The 16,837-nt window shown below is 61.8% G+C and carries 14 protein-coding genes; 5 read left to right on the forward strand and 9 right to left on the reverse strand.

The features are described from left to right. Positions 1-281: 281 nt before the first annotated feature. From ABIB91_RS09495 to ABIB91_RS09520, 6 genes are all read right to left on the reverse strand, one after another. On the reverse strand, positions 282-995 hold the full coding sequence (locus ABIB91_RS09495) for a class II aldolase/adducin family protein (RefSeq protein WP_354160288.1): 714 nt from the start codon (positions 993-995) through the stop codon (positions 282-284). Next, entirely contained in the window at positions 992-2,410 is a 1,419-nt protein-coding gene (locus ABIB91_RS09500) for an FGGY-family carbohydrate kinase (protein ID WP_354160290.1), read from the reverse strand. The genes ABIB91_RS09495 and ABIB91_RS09500 overlap by 4 nt, the downstream gene beginning before the upstream one ends. Before the next feature lie 6 nt (positions 2,411-2,416). Continuing rightward, positions 2,417-3,424 (reverse strand): ABC transporter permease, encoded by a 1,008-nt coding sequence (locus ABIB91_RS09505; protein WP_007596126.1) that lies wholly within the window; start codon positions 3,422-3,424, stop codon positions 2,417-2,419. Further along, on the reverse strand, positions 3,421-4,425 hold the full coding sequence (locus ABIB91_RS09510) for an ABC transporter permease (protein WP_354160292.1): 1,005 nt from the start codon (positions 4,423-4,425) through the stop codon (positions 3,421-3,423). The genes ABIB91_RS09505 and ABIB91_RS09510 overlap by 4 nt, the downstream gene beginning before the upstream one ends. Next, on the reverse strand, positions 4,418-5,884 hold the full coding sequence (locus tag ABIB91_RS09515; RefSeq protein ID WP_502916964.1) for a sugar ABC transporter ATP-binding protein: 1,467 nt from the start codon (positions 5,882-5,884) through the stop codon (positions 4,418-4,420). Before ABIB91_RS09515 ends, ABIB91_RS09510 begins: the two co-directional genes overlap by 8 nt. Positions 5,885-6,011: 127 nt before the next feature. Next, positions 6,012-7,013, reverse strand: a complete 1,002-nt coding sequence (locus tag ABIB91_RS09520; protein WP_219681623.1) for an autoinducer 2 ABC transporter substrate-binding protein — start codon at positions 7,011-7,013, stop codon at positions 6,012-6,014. Between the two features lie 691 nt (positions 7,014-7,704). Between ABIB91_RS09520 and ABIB91_RS09525 the strand changes: the two genes are divergently transcribed. From ABIB91_RS09525 to ABIB91_RS09540, 4 genes are all read left to right on the forward strand, one after another. Continuing rightward, a complete protein-coding gene (locus ABIB91_RS09525; protein WP_354160296.1) occupies positions 7,705-8,835 on the forward strand; it encodes a sugar ABC transporter substrate-binding protein in 1,131 nt (376 codons plus the stop codon). A 66-nt stretch (positions 8,836-8,901) separates the two neighbouring features. Next, a complete protein-coding gene (locus tag ABIB91_RS09530) occupies positions 8,902-10,443 on the forward strand; it encodes a sugar ABC transporter ATP-binding protein (protein WP_354160298.1) in 1,542 nt (513 codons plus the stop codon). Continuing rightward, complete coding sequence (locus tag ABIB91_RS09535) at positions 10,436-11,548, forward strand: ABC transporter permease (protein ID WP_007596118.1); 1,113 nt, start codon at positions 10,436-10,438, stop codon at positions 11,546-11,548. The genes ABIB91_RS09530 and ABIB91_RS09535 overlap by 8 nt, the downstream gene beginning before the upstream one ends. Then, positions 11,545-12,504, forward strand: a complete 960-nt coding sequence (locus ABIB91_RS09540; RefSeq protein ID WP_354160300.1) for an ABC transporter permease — start codon at positions 11,545-11,547, stop codon at positions 12,502-12,504. Before ABIB91_RS09535 ends, ABIB91_RS09540 begins: the two co-directional genes overlap by 4 nt. A gap of 15 nt (positions 12,505-12,519) precedes the next feature. Here the strand turns inward: ABIB91_RS09540 and ABIB91_RS09545 are convergent, their stop codons facing one another. Further along, positions 12,520-13,419 carry an SMP-30/gluconolactonase/LRE family protein gene (locus tag ABIB91_RS09545; RefSeq protein WP_354160302.1) on the reverse strand — a complete coding sequence of 300 codons (900 nt, stop codon included), beginning with the start codon at positions 13,417-13,419 and terminating at the stop codon, positions 12,520-12,522. 201 nt (positions 13,420-13,620) lie between these two features. Between ABIB91_RS09545 and ABIB91_RS09550 the strand changes: the two genes are divergently transcribed. After that, entirely contained in the window at positions 13,621-14,646 is a 1,026-nt protein-coding gene (locus tag ABIB91_RS09550) for an aldo/keto reductase (protein ID WP_354160304.1), read from the forward strand. A gap of 1,085 nt (positions 14,647-15,731) precedes the next feature. Here the strand turns inward: ABIB91_RS09550 and ABIB91_RS09555 are convergent. Further along, positions 15,732-16,121 (reverse strand): hypothetical protein, encoded by a 390-nt coding sequence (locus ABIB91_RS09555; protein ID WP_354160306.1) that lies wholly within the window; start codon positions 16,119-16,121, stop codon positions 15,732-15,734. 302 nt (positions 16,122-16,423) lie between these two features. After that, positions 16,424-16,672: a hypothetical protein gene (locus ABIB91_RS09560; RefSeq protein WP_007596106.1), complete on the reverse strand. Its 249-nt coding sequence runs from the start codon at positions 16,670-16,672 to the stop codon at positions 16,424-16,426. Positions 16,673-16,837 lie beyond the last annotated feature (165 nt).

The raw sequence follows: 16,837 nt of genomic DNA on the forward strand, positions 1-16,837 counted from the left end.
GCGCGAAAAAGGCGACGCGCCATCGGCGCCCGGGATCAGGTCTGCGTCGATGACGAGGTTCTTCTCCCGGTGAGGGCGGCGTATCCTGCCGCAATTGCGCGGAGCCGATCGACAAGCTAAGTCGTTGATCTCTTGAGCGGTGAAGCGGGCAAGCCTGATTGTTCGCGCACGTCTTCTGCCCAAGGGCTGTGACGGTCAAACCCGTACATCCGGCCTCGGCCTTCGTTCTGCGTGGCCGGTGCTGAGCGAACTTGGTGGCAGCTGTCCGCGAAAATCCACCATCAATGTGCCGTCCGTTTCGACTCAGGGAGGGCGCGCGGAACATCGCCGACATCGTCAAGGTCAGGCGCCTGGCCGTATCCCATGCGTTTCATCTGCTCATGTACCTGCGCCATTTCAGCGTCGCTGAGGCGCGGCGGCTCGCCGATAGCCAACGCATGGACATACATCTTCGCCAGCGTCTCCACCTCCACGGCGAGCCAAAGCGCCTTTTCGAACGTTTGGGCCGTCACGATCAAGCCATGATGGCCAAGGAGGCAAGCGTTGCGATCTTCGAGGGCCTTGAGGGCGTAGTCCGATAGTGCCTGAGTGCCGAAACAAGCATATGGCGTACAGCGCACATCGTTGCCACCCGCAACTGCAACCATATAGTGGAAGCAGGGAATGCCACGCTCATGAACGGCGAGAATCGTGCTGAAGGTGGAATGCGTATGCAGCACGACGTTGACGTCTTCGCGTGCTCGCAGAATATCGCGATGAAAGCGCCATTCGGATGAAGGCCGATGGTTGCCCTGGTAGTTCGCGGCAAAATCCATCGCGACAATGTCGTCTGGCCGCATCCGATCATAGGGCAGACTGGTAGGCGTGATCAGCATGCCGTTTGGAATCCGGTGCGAAAGATTGCCGGATGTGCCCTGATTGAGGCCGTTTCGATTCATCTCCCTGCAGGTATCGACAATGCCTTGGCGGAGATCGGCATGATTATGGTCTGTCATGAAGACGGCTCCGAGAAAGCGATCCAGGACTGGTAGGCGGCGGAAAGGTCGCGCGGTTCGAACCCATCGTTGCTGAGTGATGTGACGGCTTCAAGGATCACGCTCGAAACCGGCAGCGTACGCGAGAACCGCCGCCACAGCAGCGCAGCGCCAAGCGCCGTTCCGTCCGGAGACCGACTCACCCAGACGCTCTGCGAGGATCGCAAAGTCGCAAGGCAACGGGCGAAGGGCAGGTTTGCGGCAAAGCCACCATCGAGGACTATGCGTTGTGAGCTCTCGAGCGCATCAAGACAGCGGTTTGCGCTGAATGCTGCGTAGAGCACCGCTAATGCCTGCCATTCGGCAGGCGTTTCGGGGGGCGGTCCGATGACCCGTCCGCGGCGAGCCGCGCCCGGAAACAGTCCATCATCGCCGACGAATGAGGGGAGCGCCAGGGTTCCCCTCGACAGCAGGGTGGGCAATGCGGCAAGGACGGCTGCATCGGAAGCACAATTGTTCCCGCGGATCAGGTCGTATTCGCGGCCGGTCGCGATCAATGTCGAAGGTGCATTCTCGCCATCGACATCGATATTGAGAACCATCGCGCGCGTGCAATCGAGTTTGTCCAGGGGGAGGCCGCGCTGAAAGCCGATCATCCAGGTACCGGTCGATAGGATCGTGGCATCGGCCATGCCGGCGGCCTTGTAGCGGAACAGGTTGGCGTTGGAATCATGGACGCCACAGAGGATCTCGGTCGATTGCGCCAGGCCGGAGCGCCTGGCTACGGATTCCGAAACTGTCCCTAGCACCTCGCCGGCGGGTACGCATTCGGGCAGCAGATGTGTCCAGCCGCGCTTGCGCATAAGAGAAGAAGGCTGCTGGTGGATGAGGTCCCAGATATGGCTCTGAGCCGCGAGCTGTGAGATTTCACTGGCCGCACGTCCGCCAAGCCGCAAGGCAAAAAACTGCGCGGTGGTCAGATAGGTTTTTGCGCGGGCGAATTCGAGGGGATACGCGCTTTCCTGCCACAGCAGCTGTTTTCCTAGCCGCATCGCCCCTCCGATTCCGCAAAACACTTCATCGCAACCGGGCGCGATTCGCGCATATGCTTCATCGATTGCCGGTGGAGAGACGGCATCATAGTCCATCATCGGCAGCACTGGCGTATCACCGTCGACGAGAACCGCACCGCATCCATGCGCAGCCACGATCACGGCTCCAATGGCATGGCGTTGAGACACGACGGCAAGGGTATCGAGAAACCACTCTTCTAACCCGGCAAGGTCATAGGCGAGGTACGAGCCCTGAGTCATCGGCACATTTGGAAGCGCATGTGTTTCGAGCGGCCAGCCGTCCTCGCTCGCCACTAGCAGTTTGAGATTGGTCTTGCCAATGTCGAGAACTGCGATACGGGGCGAGGCGATCGAGCGCATCATCGCTGGCTACCGCGGCGCTTTGCCGGCGAAATGAGGAACCGCCGCGACGGCAATCAAGATTCCACCCCAGATCGCCAGCGTGAGGAATTGGCTGAGGTTCAGAAGGTTGAATGCCGATGAGATCACCTGAAGGATGATCAGCGCAAGCAATAGCCCGCCGACTTTGCCGAAGCCACCAAACGGATCGATGCCGCCGAGGACGGCCGCGAGAATGGTGACCAACAGATAGCTCTCGCCGTATGCTGCGTTGGCCGAATTGAAACGTGCCAACATGACCACCGCTGCCACGCCCGCGAGCAAGCTGGAAAACACATAGAGTTTGAGGAGGACGGCGCGTGTATCGACGCCGGAGTAGCGGGTCGCCTTCTCGTTCGAGCCGATCATGTAAACCTTTGCCCCGAACGGCGTCGCGTTCAGCATGAGCGCGACGGGCAAGGCGCAGAACACAAGTACGATCAAAGCAAAGGGTACCCCGAAAACCGTTCCATTGCCGATAAATACAATGGGCTCCGGAAATCCGGAGATGACGTTACCGCGCGACAGGCCGATCGCGATGCCCTTGCAGAGCGTCATCGTGCCGAGCGTGGCCAGGATCGGCGAAACGCCGAGATAGGCGATGACAAAGCCGTTGAGGAGGCCGACCAATGCGGCCACTGCGAATCCTGCAGCGATCGCCAGCACCTGAATGCCGACCCAGGCGAGGCCCTGACTCCCCGGGATGTAGTGCGTCAGCAGGAAGGCGATGGTCAGTCCGGACAGATTGGCGGTCGCGATGATGGAAAGGTTGAGTCCGCCGGATAGCAAGGCCAGCATCATCGCAAGTGAGAGGATGCCGAGTTCGGGCATCTGGAAAGCCATGGATTGCAGCGTGTTGACCGAGAAGAACCGGTCGCCGATCGTGATCGCGAACGCCACCCAGAGCGCGAACAACAGCAGGGTGAGGGTGGTGACCGTGCCGCTGCCGGCGAGGCCGACCATACGCCGGCGAAGCGAGAGGGCGGGCGCATTGCTCATCGGCGCGCGCTCCGGGTTCGCCGCTCTCGCTGCGACCAGGCGGTCGCTGAGACCGAAATGAGAATAACCAAACCGACGAAGAACGGCGACCAGTAGGACGAAACGCCCAACAAAATGATTCCGTTTTGGAGCACCGCGAGCAGTGTCAGGCCCAAAAACGTGCCGAGGACTGTGCCGACGCCGCCCATCAAGCTGGCGCCGCCCAGCACGACGGCGGCGACCACATCGAGTTCCTTGCCTACCAGCACTGTCGGGGCAACGGATTGCGCGAGTTGTGCCTGGATCAGGGAGGCGATTCCGGCCATGACACCCATGTAGCAATAGACCAGTATGTTGAGACCGAAAATGTGGAAGCCGAGCCGCTGTGCAGCGTCGGCATTGCCTCCCATGGCATAGATTTGCCGGCCGATATTAGTTCGATTAAGCAGGAGCCAGGTGACGAGAAACGCCAGCGCGAGCGCAAGGATCTGCAGGTTGATGCCGTACGAGCTATCCTTGCCCCATTCGAATTCGAACCAGAATATTCCGGTCGCAAACCAGTCGGGCAACGAATAGATGTATTTGCCGCCGGTGAAGAAGATCAGAAGTCCATAGAAAATGTTCAGAGTTGCGACCGAAACGATGATCGATGGTATTCGAAGTTTCTGGATGAAGATCGCGTTGAGGGCACCCAGCGCACCGCCAATCCCAATCGCGATCGCAAAGACGCTGATCCAGTTCGCGCCGTAAGCATTGGCAAGCGAGAGTGTGACATATTGCGCCACCGACGCGGTGGCGGTGAACGAGATGTCGATACCCCCGGCGATCAGCACGACCAATAGTCCGAGCGCCAGGATGCCGACGAAGGCGTAGGAGGTCAGCAGATCAAACAGATTCTGCACGGTCAGGAATTGGGCATTCGCGAAGCCCAAGCTGGCGCAGAGCCCGAGGATTACCATCAGCAGCCAGAACTCATGGCTGCGACGAAACCTCCCAAATGATGGAATGCGCGATTCAGGCATTGACGGCCTGCCGAAGCTCATCTTCGGAAGTGGCTGCGGCAGCCACATCGGTTGTCAAACGTCCTTCCCGCATCACTAGCACGCGATGACTATGATAAAGGACCTCCGGGATTTCGTCTGATATCATCAGCACCGCAACGCCGTCGCGGGCCAGCCGCCGGATGATTTCATAGATTCCGTCCTTGGCGCTGATGTCGACGCCCACCGTAGGACTATCGAGGATAAGCACCCGCGGGCTGGTCGCCATCCATTTGGCGAGCACGACCCGCTGCTGATTGCCCCCGGAGAGGGTCTTCACCGCGTTGGCCGGGTTGGAGACCTTAATCCCGAGTTCGGCGACCCACCGAGCCACATGGCTCTGTCGCGCGCCTGCGGCAATCAGGCCGAATGCGCCAGCCAGACGTTCCAGCACCGTGAGCGTGACGTTCGCCGTGACGGACTGATTCAGGATGAGACCAAGCGTAAGCCGATCCTCGGATACATAGGCAATCCCTCGGTCGATCGCCTCTGCATTTGTCCGGAGCGCGATCGGCTGCCCGTCAAGCAAGATGGTGCCGCGGTCGGGCGGCTTCATGCCGAACAGCGATAGCGCGAGTTCGGTTCGACCCGAGCCGAGCAGACCGGTGAGACCCACCACTTCCCCTGCGCGCAACTGCAAGCTTACATCCTCATACTCACCCTGGCGGCCAAGGCCCTTCACTTCCAGCACGACCGGGCCAGCGGCAAGCTCAGGCGCCTGCACCTGATACTCGAAGGACTTACCGGTCATCAGATGGCTGAGTTTCCCCCCGTCGATTGTGTCTGCAGCAAAAGTACCGACTTTGGCGCCATCCCGCAGCACAGTTACGCGTTCGGCGATTTCAAGCACCTCGTCGAGACGGTGACTGACGAAAACGACGCAGATGGCAGCACGCTTCAGCTCCCTTACGAGCGCGATCAGGGCGTTCACCTCGTGGCGGGTCAACGATGCCGTCGGCTCATCCATAATCAGGAGTTTGGCATCCGCAGCCAAGGCGCGGCAGATCGCGATCAGCTGGCGTCCGGCAATGCTGAGCTCTGAGACTTTCGCGTCCGGGTCGAACTCGACGCCGATCCTTGCCATTGTGGTCCTCGCGGTGGCGCGCATTGAGGCCCAGTTCACCGAATGGAGGCCGCCAAGATGGTGCGCCATCGCGATATTCTCGGCGACGGTGAGGTTGGGGAATAGCGAAAGATCCTGGTAGATGACCTGAATGCCGCAATGCGTGGAGTAGACCGGGTTTAGTTTGGGATATTCCTTGCCGGAAATTGCGATACGGCCGCCAGGCTCCGCTGCCTCGACGCCCGAAATGATCTTGATCAGTGTGGATTTTCCGGAGCCGTTTTCACCGACCAGGCAATGCACCTCGCCGACTTCCAGAGTGAAATCGACGCCGCGGAGCGCGTGCACGCCGCCGAAGCGCTTCGATATGTCGGACATCTCCAGGAAAGTCGCCAAAGGTTCGCCTGCAATGGACGTTCGATCGTGCGATCACTCGAGTGGTACTGCATTCCCGACCGGAAGGGCCGGGAATGCAGCGCGATGAGGCGACTAAACGGGTGTGGGCCTAGAGCCCTCCGGCGATCAACCCGTCGATGGTTTCCTTGTTGATGCGCATGATCTTGTCCACCTTGATCTGCTTTCCTGCAACGTCGACGGCTGCCTTGCCAAGGCCGGGTACATCGACGCCATCCGTGATCGGTTTGCCATCGAGCACGAGTTTGGCCACCGCGACCATCGCGTAACCCGCATCGGTGGGATTCCATAGAAAACCTTCGCGGATCGTATCGTCCGCGATAAGCGACTTCGCCTGGCTCGGCAGCACGGTGCCGACCACGGCGATCTTCTTGCCAAGGCGTTGCTGACGCACAGCATTTCCGGCCCCGATTGGTCCATTCGAACCGAAGCCGAGAATACCACGCAGGTTCGGATAGGCCTTGATCACGTCGAGCGTCGTGCGTTGGCTGGTGTCGATCTCGTCGGCGCCGGGGAAGCGGTCGGCGACGAGCTTCATTTTCGGAAAATTCTTCTGCTGGTAGGCAATCGCGGCATCGGCCCATTTGTTGTGAAGCGGCGTCGTAAGAGTCCCGACATAGACCACATAATCACCTTCGCCGCCCATGTCCTTGGCGAGACGTTCCATCTGCACCTCGCCGAAGCGAACGGAGTCGATCAATTCCACATTCCAGTCACGACCTTCCTGTTCCGGACCCTCATGCGTGATGACCTTGATTCCGGCGGCCTGGGCGCGCTTCAGCACGGGCTCGCAGACTTTTACATCAAGCGGGACCAAGCCGATCACGTTGACTTTCTTGGCAATCAGATCCTCAAGGAGCTTTACTTGCTGTGCCGGATCGACGTTCGCCGGGCCAACCATAGTGGCATTAATGCTGAAGTCCTTCGCACCCTTCTGGATTCCCTTTTCAAGTGCGTTGAACCACGGAATTCCCGCGATCTTCACGACCGTGACCATTTCCTTTTGGGCTTGCGCAAAGGCAAGGCCCGGAAAACCGGCACCGGCAAACGCGGCGGTACCACCGATCAGCTTGAGCGTCTGACGTCTGTCCATTGTTCCCTCCCAGGAAACTATCTTGGATTCCGCACCCTCGATCTGAGAGTCGATGGGTGGGGGCAGTCGAGCCTGTTCTTGCTTGGGGGCAGAAAGAGTTGCCTGTCCAACCGCAGGACCTTGAGGGAGATTAGAGACCGGCACTCCAGAACGTGTCAAGCAAGCGAGATGTTCGCCAGCCACCGTCGCAGTGCGATACCTGATCTCGCCTTCGAGCTGCTGAGTGAGGAGCCGCGAGCGATCGGCGTTCCTACAGCCATCGTCTCACCGAAGGAGCGCCACGCCACCCCGCCGGACGAAAGCAAGTAGTCCCGGCTTCTGGCTTCAATCCAGCTTCAGCAATCGGGCTTCGTTCGGCTTCGCGTAGCGATTCACACTTTTCCCTGAGTGTCATTTTTTTCGTGACGCGCGTGGATGCCACCATGAAAGGCCGGCCATGGCCGGCTTCGCCGTTGCACAATCCCTTGCCGCCCACGAACATCCGACTGTCATTGTTACGTTTTCTGCTTCCCGCAATTGTCGTCGGTTGGCCGTGCGTTCAGATCGTGTCTCGCGCCGGAGCGTCCGCCCTCGGCTTGTCAGCATCGCAAGTTGCGTGCCATCCTAACGCAACACGCGCACGGGAAGGTCAATTCCCGGCATGGCTACGCGCCGCGTTAGGGTGGAACACAAACGCTCAGGGAGACACGACATGGTGTGGACGCTTCGTCTGGCGGGGCTGGCTTGCGCCGGCTTGCTGTTGTCATCGGTGAGTGCTCTGGCAGGTCCTAAGGTCGTCTCCGGCCCGGGCGCCGACCCCGCCTGCTTCAAGCCATGGTCGTCCGAGACCAAATTCTTTCAGTGGCCCAAGAAGGCGGGCCCCTACAGGATCGCGCTGGTCAACGGTTTTGTCGGCAACACCTGGCGCATCCAGATGGTGAAGACTGCCAAGGCTTTCGCCGATCAGCCGGGTATCAAAGAGAACATCAAGGAGTTCAAGGTCGTTTCCACCGGGACCGATGTGGCGGCGCAACTTGGCGCGATGGAGGACTTCATCAACCAAGGCTTCGACGCAATCGTTACCATTGCGGTCGCTCCCGACGGTTTTGATCGCATCATCCGTCTTGCCGACAAGAACAACGTCGTGCTGGTGCCGTTCGACAACGTTCTCGACACCGACAAGGTGATGATGGTCAACGAGGACCAGAAGGAAATGGGCCGTATGTCGGCCAAATGGCTGATCGACGAGAGCGGCAAGAAATCCGGCGACATCCTTGAAGTCCGCGGCCTGCCGGGAAATTCCGTCGACCGCGACCGTCATCTCGGTTTCCGCGAGGTAATAGAATCGCCCGGCAACAGCTTCAAAATCACCGAGGTGGTGGGTAATTGGGACACCGGCACCTCGCAGAAGGTGACTGCGGATGCGCTAGCCGTCCATGGCCATTTCGATGGAGTATTCACCCAGGGCGGATCCGACGGCACCGTGCAGGCGCTGATGGCTGCCAAGCATCCCTTTGTGCCGATGTCGGGTGAGGGCGAGAACGAGTACCGCAAGCAGATCGCCGATCACGCCAAGGACGGACTGAAGGGAATGTCCTACGGCCAGTCGCCGGCGCTGGTGGCGATCGCGACCAAGGCGGCGATCTCGGCGCTGCAGGGCAGCATTATGCCGCAGCTGATCTCGATCCCGATTCCAGTGGCGACCTACAAGGATCTCAAGCCGGGCACGAATTACTGGCCTGAGCTCAATGCCAACTTCTTCGCGCCGAATCAGTTCACGCCGTGCGGCGTGAACTTCACTGCGCCGGAGATCATGTCGCAGAGCGAGAAGAACACCCAGTGACGGCTCCAGCGATGTCTCTGTCACGGCCCGGCATTCGCCGGGCCGCCGTCGCGTGAAGGCCCGGGCATGCCGGTTGCCGACCCGACGCAATCCGCCTTCCTGGAGCTTGCCGGCATCTCCAAGCGCTATGCCGGCGTTCGGGCGCTGGAAGGGGTCGATTTCGCCTGCGAGCGCGGCAAGATCCACGCCGTGCTGGGCGAGAACGGCGCCGGCAAGTCGACCCTGATCAAGATCATTGCCGGTGTGGTGCAGCCCGACAGCGGCCGCATGCGCCTCGCGGGGAGCGAGGTCAGCTTCGCCACGCCGTCGGCGGCGAATGCAGCCGGTGTCGTCTGCATCTTTCAGGAGCTATCGCTGATGCCCGACCTCTCGGTCGCGGACAACATCTCCATTGCATCCCCGCCGCGGCGGTTCGGCCTGATCGATGCGAAGTCCCAGCGCCGCCGCGCCGAAGAACTGTTGTCCGAGATCGGCTGTGAGGACGTCAACCCCCTGAGGCGCGTGCGCGATCTGCCCCTATCGAGACGCCAGGTGGTCGAGATCGCGAAGGCGCTCGGCAAGCGGCCGCAGTTGCTGATCCTCGACGAGGCGACATCGGCACTGACGAGCGCCGATGTGGAGAAGGTTTATGCGATGCTGGCACGGCTCAAGGCCGAGGGCGTCGCAATCCTGTACATCTCGCACCGCATGCACGAGGTCGAGGCGCTCGCCGACCGCGCCTCGGTGTTTCGCAACGGCCGCCATATCGAGACCTTCGACAAGGGGAGGCGTTCGACCGCCGATATCATCCAGCTCATGATCGGGCGTGACATCGCGGCCCAGTATCCGCCCAAGCCTGCGCGAAATGCCGCGAAGCCGGTGCTGGCGCTCGAGAACCTGTGCTGGGAGAGGCAGCTCGATCGCATTTCACTGAGCATCGGCGCCGGCGAGATCGTCGGGCTCGGCGGTCTCGACGGGCAGGGCCAGAAATCCCTGTTGCTTGCTCTGTTCGGTGTTTTGCGCGGCGTCACTGGTCGCCTCACGGTGGCAGATCGCGAAGTACGTCCCGGCTCCCCGGCGGCGGCAAAATCGGTCGGCATCGCGCTCGTCCCTGAGGACCGCAAGACCGAAGGGTTGATGCTGCCGATGTCGATCGCGGACAATCTTGCGATCGCATCGCTCGACGCGCTTTCCACTGGCCCATTCATCGATACCGGCCGGGAACGCACCGCGATCCAGCGAGCCATCGCGAGGCTACAGATCAAGTTGGACGCAGCGAGCGATGCGGTCTCGACGCTGTCGGGCGGAAACCAGCAGAAGGTCGTGCTCGCCAAATGGCTGATGACCGATCCGCGCATCATCCTGCTCAACGATCCCACGCGCGGAATCGACGTAGGCACCAAGCAGGAGCTCTACCGGCTGATGCGCGAACTCGCCGACCAGGGCGCCGCAATCCTGTTCTACTCGACCGACTATGACGAGCTGATCGGCTGCTGCGACCGCGTCGTCATCATGTATGACGGCCGCATCGTGCGCGAGCTCGAGGGCGACGACCTCACCGAGACCAACATTGTCGCAAGCTCCCTGAATGTCGATACCGATACCGCAGCGGGGGCGGCGCATGCTTGACGATATCGCGATCAGGATCCGCCAGAACATCGGTCTGGTCACCGCCATCCTGTTGTTCTGTGCCCTCTACATTTTCTACAACGCCGCGCATCCCCGCGGTTTCTCCTCCGCCGTGCTGGTGCAGAATGGCGACGAAATCTTTGCGCTCGCCATGCTGGCGATGGCGCAGACAGTGCCGGTCTTGATGTCGGGCCTTGATCTCTCCGTCGGAGCGGTCATGACCATGGTGGGCTGCTTTGCGAGCTACCTCCTGACCGGCGCGGCAGGTGGTGCGCCGCTGCATCTCGACATGTTCGGCGTGCATCTCGGCCTCGGCACCTTTCCGGGCGGCGTGAGCGGCATTCTGCTCGGGATCGCCGTGTGCCTTGCGATCGGCGCGGCTGCCGGCTTTATCAATGGTTGCGTCGTCGTCTATGGGCGCATCCAGCCGATCATCGCGACGCTTGCGACCGGCGCGGTCTACATCGGCATCGCGCTTTTCCTGCGTCCGACCCCGGGCGGCAAGATCGATGTTGATCTGAACTGGGCGCTGACTAACTCGCTCGGCGATTTCGCCTCGACCGTGCACATCTTCGACGATGGCGCGGCTGCCTGGTTTGCGCCGTTCGCCTGGATCCCGGTGCCCTTTGTGCTTCTCGTTCTCATTCCGCTGCTGGTGTGGGTGCCGTTCCGCCGCTCCGTTCTCGGCCGCGCCGTCTATGCGATCGGCTCGGCCGAGGGCGCGGCTTATATGTCCGGCCTTCCGATCGAGCGCGCCAAGATCGCCGCCTTCACGCTCGCGGGCTTCTTCGCCGGCTGCGGCGGTCTCTTCCTTGCTATCCAGACTTCGTCTGGGAATGCGGACATTCCGCAGGCCGGCGCCTATACGCTCAACTCGATAGCCTCCGTGGTGATCGGCGGCACGTCGCTGCTTGGCGGAACCGGCAGTGCGATCGGGTCGATCTTCGGCGCCATGGTCTTGCGCGTGATTTCCTTCTTCTTCCGCATCTTCGACATTGCCCCTCTTCTGCAGCCGCTGTTCGAGGGCGTGATCCTGCTCGCTGCCGTCAGCATCGGCGCGTTGGGTATGCTGCGCGTCAAGAACACGTTGGAGCTGTTTCGATGACGGCGGCCTCATTCAGCCTCTCGCGCGACGATCGCCCGATCCTGATTGCGGCGGTGTTCATCGTCGTCATTCTCGTCGCGGGTACGGTTTACACATTCGCCCGTTTCGGCAGCGCTCCCCTGTTGTCTCCGGCCTATCTTCTGCAGCAATTGCAGATCGGTGCGTTCCTCGGGATCGTCTCGGCCGGCATGATGATCGTGATCCTGATCGCGCAGATCGATCTGTCGGTGCCCTGGACGCTCGCCGCCGCGGCCATGATGGCGACCTCGGTCGGCGGTCCTCTCGCAATTCCGGTCGGGCTCGGGGTCGGCGTTCTGGTCGGGCTCGTCAACGGCGTCGGGGTCGCGTATCTGCGGGTCCCCTCGATGATCTTTACGTTGGGCGTGAACGCCGTGATGCGCGGCCTGATGGTCGCGCATACTGGCGGCTACGCACCGCAGACCGGGGCGACCGACCTGATGCGGATGCTGGCGGGCGATCGTACGCTCGGCATTCCCAACGCGCTGTTCGTCTGGGCCGCGGTGTCCATGCTGGTGGTCGTCATCCTGCAGCGCATGTCGCTCGGCCGCTACATCTACGCCATCGGCAACAAGGAGGCGGCGGCCTATCTGGCCGGCGTCAACACGCACCGCGTCACGGTGGTCTGCTTCGTGCTCTGCGGCCTTGCTGCCGCGCTCGCGGGCGTGCTGCTCGCCGGCTATTCCACCAAGGCCTACCAAGGCATGGGAGACGCCTATCTGCTGCCCTCGATCGCCGCCGTCGTGATTGGAGGCACCAACATCCTCGGCGGCCGCGGCCGCTATCTCGGCACCCTGATCGGCGTCGTCCTGATCGTGCTCCTGAACAGTGTATTGTCGATCATGGAGATGCCGGAGGCGGGCCGCCAGGTGATCTATGGTCTCGTTATCATCTTCATGCTGCTCGTCTACGGGCGGGGCGAACGCGTCACGAGCTAGATGGCCGGCCTAAGCTTACACGGCGGCGCGCGTATTGAGGAAGATCGAATACAACGAGGTCTGTCCGCAAATGTACAGGCGGTTGCGCCGTGGACCGCCGAAACAGACATTCGCCACGATCTCACCGATCGGGATCGTGCCGATATGCGTCCCGTCGGTCCCGTAGCAGAACACGCTCCGTCCCGCCGACGTCCAGATGTTGCCATGGATGTCGCAGCGAAATCCGTCATAGAGCCCGTCGGGGCAGGCGGAAAACAGCGAGGGCTCAGCGACCTTGTCTCCCTGCACCTTGTAGGACCAGATCGTCGCGGGCAGCCCGTCGACGTGGGTCGCGCCGGTATCGGCGACATAAAGCAGCTTCTCGTCTGGCGAGAACGCCAGCCCGTTCGGCTGCACGCGGTCAGAGACGACCAGGCTGATCTCGCCGCCCGCTGGACCGATCCGGTACACGTTGGAGGCGCCAATCTCGGATTTGGTCTGCCGGCCCTCGTAATCGCTGTCGATGCCGTAGGTCGGATCCGAGAACCAGATCGAGCCGTCCGATTTCACCACGACATCGTTGGGCGAGTTCAGCCGACGCCCTTCGAACTGCTCGGCAAGCACCGTGATGGAGCCGTCATGCTCGGTCCGGGTGACGCGGCGCATGAAGTGCTCGCAAGTGACCAGCCGCCCCTCGCGATCGGTCGTGTTGCCGTTCGAGTTGAAGCTCGGCGAGCGGAACACCGATACCGATGAATCCGTCTCGTCGAAGCGCATCATCCGGTTGTTCGGAATGTCGGACCAGATCAAATAGCGGCCGGCCGGAAAGTAAGCGGGTCCTTCGGCCCAGCGGCAGCCGCTGGTGAGTTTTTCGAGATTGGCATGACCAAAGACCAAGCGGGCAAAGCGTGGATCGTGCGTGACATAGGGGAGCATCGTTCCTCCTTCGTTGCCGCAGGTCGTGAAGTGCCCGCGTGCCGGTTCCGCTTTTCTTAGCAATCCGAATGTAGGAGCGGAATAGTCTTGTACGAGACCCGCAATCCTCGCGTTGACACCCGACCGCAAATACATACGCTGCGCGTCGCTGCAATGAGACGAGCGCGCGATCAAGGCGCGAAGAAGGAAGAGCAATCCACCATGATTTCGCAATCAGCTTTGCCGCGCCGCACACTTGGCCGGACCGGTCTCGAAGTCTCCATCCTCGGGTTCGGAACCGCACCGCTCGGCGATCTCTTTCTCGAGCTCGACGACCACACTGCGATAGCCGCCGCGAGCCGCGCCTTCGAGCTCGGCATCAATCTGCTCGATACATCACCGCACTATGGCAACGGCCTGTCGGAGCATCGCTGCGGAACGGCGCTCCGGCGCGTGCCCCGCAAGGATGTGGTGCTTTGCACCAAGACGGGTCGCTGGATGGATCCGTTTCACCAGCCGGAGACTCGGTCCGGATTTGTTGGCGGACAGCCGCACCGGGCCGTCGTCGACTATTCCTACGACGGCACCATGCGCTCGGTCGAGCAATCGCTGTTGCGGCTTGGCACCGACCGGATCGACCTGCTGCTAATCCATGATGTCGATGTGTGGACCCACGGCAAGGACGCGATCGAGGACCGGTTTCGCGAAGCGATGTCCGGCGCCTATGTAGCGCTCGACAAGCTTCGTTCCGAAGGTGTGGTCGCGGGCATCGGGATCGGCGTCAACGAGGCCGAGATGTGCGTGCGCTTTGCGCAGGCCGGATCCTTCGAGGTGATGCTGCTCGCGGGGCGCTATTCGCTGCTGGAGCAGCCAGCACTCGAAGAGTTCATGCCGCTGGCGCTGAAGCAGGGCATCGCGGTGCTGCTCGGCGGCGTGTTCAATTCGGGGATTCTGGCGACGGGCGCCACCAAGGGCGCCAAGTACAATTATCAGGACGCACCGCCGCAGATCCTTTCGAAGGTTGCCGAAATCCAGCGTATCTGCGCAGCTCATGACGTAGCGCTGCCGACGGCCGCTCTACATTTTGCGCTCGGTCATCCCGCAGTCGCGAGCGTGGTCCTCGGGGCGCATAATGCGCAGGAGGTCGAGCGCAACGTGGCAGCGCTGACCACCACAGTGCCAGCCGCGCTCTGGAGCGATCTCAAGGCCGCGTCCCTGCTGGAATCGGAAGCCCCTGTTCCGAGCTAGACCGGATGAACGCGCTTGAATCGGTACAAGGCGAGGACTCGGATCACCTCTCTCCGCGGGGGAGAGGTGATCCGAATGATACGGTCGGAATCGTGAGTTTTTGCATCGATGCGCGGGCGTGCGTGGACCGCGTAAGAACGGCGGCTTCTGGCGGGCTATCAAGGCACGAGGTCGGGGGTTAAGCTGCCCTCCGGTAAGCGAACAGCGCCTCCACAGTAGTGGGTTTGGCACCGTAGCGGTCTCCCGCTACGATTTCCCCGAGCTTCGCATGTGCGGCTTTGACCTATGGGAGGACAACCCGTCGGGCAAAACACCCGCCACCCCGTCAACCCCTCCCCACAAAAATATTCCACTTTACCGAAATTCGGAATTAGCGTATGTGTCGTCCATCCCGGCTCATCCTTGAGGGGCGATCTTGTGGTCGTCATGTTCGCGAGCCGGGCTTGCGGTGGACGCGGCAGCGTTCGGGTGCGAGTGGCCAAGGGCAGGGCGGATTGCTCTCCGTGAGCCCAAGGCTTCGTTCCGACGAGCGGCGCTGCTAGGCTTCGTCTCGTCTGTAAGTTTCCGGCTCCGTCGACAGGGCTGGAAAAACTGCGGCGAAATGGCGGGCCGTGCGTACGGCAAAACCGTGTGGTCCTGGCCGTCGTTGCTACGGTCAAGCCCTGGCGAATGCGGCATCTGCGTCAACCGGCGTGGTGTCGGTGAATTTCGCTGGGGTGAGAGAGGCCAGAACGAACTCGGCTCCCGGGAGAGCACGGCATAAGCCGTCCAACCACTGCGCAGGGAAGGCCGAGTGATTGGCTACACCTGTATGCTGCTGTGCGGTTCTTTTGCGCACCATCTTCGCGCAGCGGACCGCGGGTGCCAGCCGGCACCCGGCCTTCCCTGCACCCTCTTGGACAAGAGGGTGGAATGACGAAGCAAAGCTCGGGCGAAATGCGCCGCGAGGATGCGAAGCTGTGCCTGTTAGGCCGTAGGATGGGTAGAGCACTTGCGAAACCCATCATGCTTCCGCGCGGATGAAACATGATGGGTTTCGCTTCGCTCTACCCATCCTACCAGCGCTGCTAAAAGTGCGCGACTGGCTAGCTGCAGCTCAGCGGCAATGGCTGGCCGGGATGCAGCTCGTACCAATCATAGCAATCCGGACCGGCGCCGTAGAATCCATATCCGGCGCGGAAGCGGCCGTCGCGGTGAAACGCGTGCTGGCCGAAGCCGCGGGTTGCGGCATGATCGCCGAAGCCTAGGTGCTCGCCGCCGAACCGGGTGCCGCCGCCGAAGCCGCCCTCGTGCCCCATGCCGCCGAAATGCGCGCCGCCGCCAAAGCCCGCATGTCCGCCGCCGAATCCGCCACCGCCAAATCCGCCGTGGCCGCCGCCACCACCACCACCACCACCGCCGTGCGCGTCGGCCGTGCCGATGGCGAGCGTCGAGGCGAGCGCCGCTGTTGCCAGAATCATGATCACTCGTTTCATGGAAAACTCCTCTCGTGTTGAGCCCGGCCATCCCTGAAGCCCGCTTCCGCGCCGCGCGGTACGCGCGAGGCTGCTTGATGGCCGGGTGTGTGACGCTGGAGAGGTAGGAGCGCTGCGCGGCAATCCAACTGAATTCGACGTCAGACATTGGGGTCAGACATCGGGCTCGCCGCGCACGAAGGTGATCGCGCCGCGCGTAGCCGCGACGCACGCAAAGGAGCGGGCCGACGAGATCAGTCCGCTCCCTGTCATTCGATACGCGTCCGGCCGGCGAAGTCACCCGGCCGGATGCGTTGGCGCGATCAGAAGAAGCTGCCGGTGCCGGGCTCGCAAGGCACGTTGTTGCCGGTCCACGGCGCGGTGGCGAAGGCGCCGACGCGCGGCGCCGGCACGCAGCCACGTTCGCCCTGATAGACCGGCGCGCTCGTTGCGACCGTGTCGGCCTCCATCGCGGGCTGCCGCACGAGGCGGTGATGCTCGCGCGCCATGGCGGGGCCGCCGAGCATGGCGGCCGCAATCAGTCCCATCGACAACAGTTTGGACGTGGTCATTCGCTCTCTCCTTTGATGACATCAGGCCGACCAAGCCGGCTGGTCGTCGAGGTGTGCGCGATCGGGCCCGATTCAAATGCACGAGTTGCTCACCGCAATTCAACGGCCCGTGAGCCGATGTGACGTCGCAACCACGATCGTGCGAATCCATAACATCCGTTGTCC

Source organism: Bradyrhizobium sp. JR4.3 (assembly GCF_040547695.1).
GTDB classification, from domain to species: domain Bacteria; phylum Pseudomonadota; class Alphaproteobacteria; order Rhizobiales; family Xanthobacteraceae; genus Bradyrhizobium; species Bradyrhizobium canariense.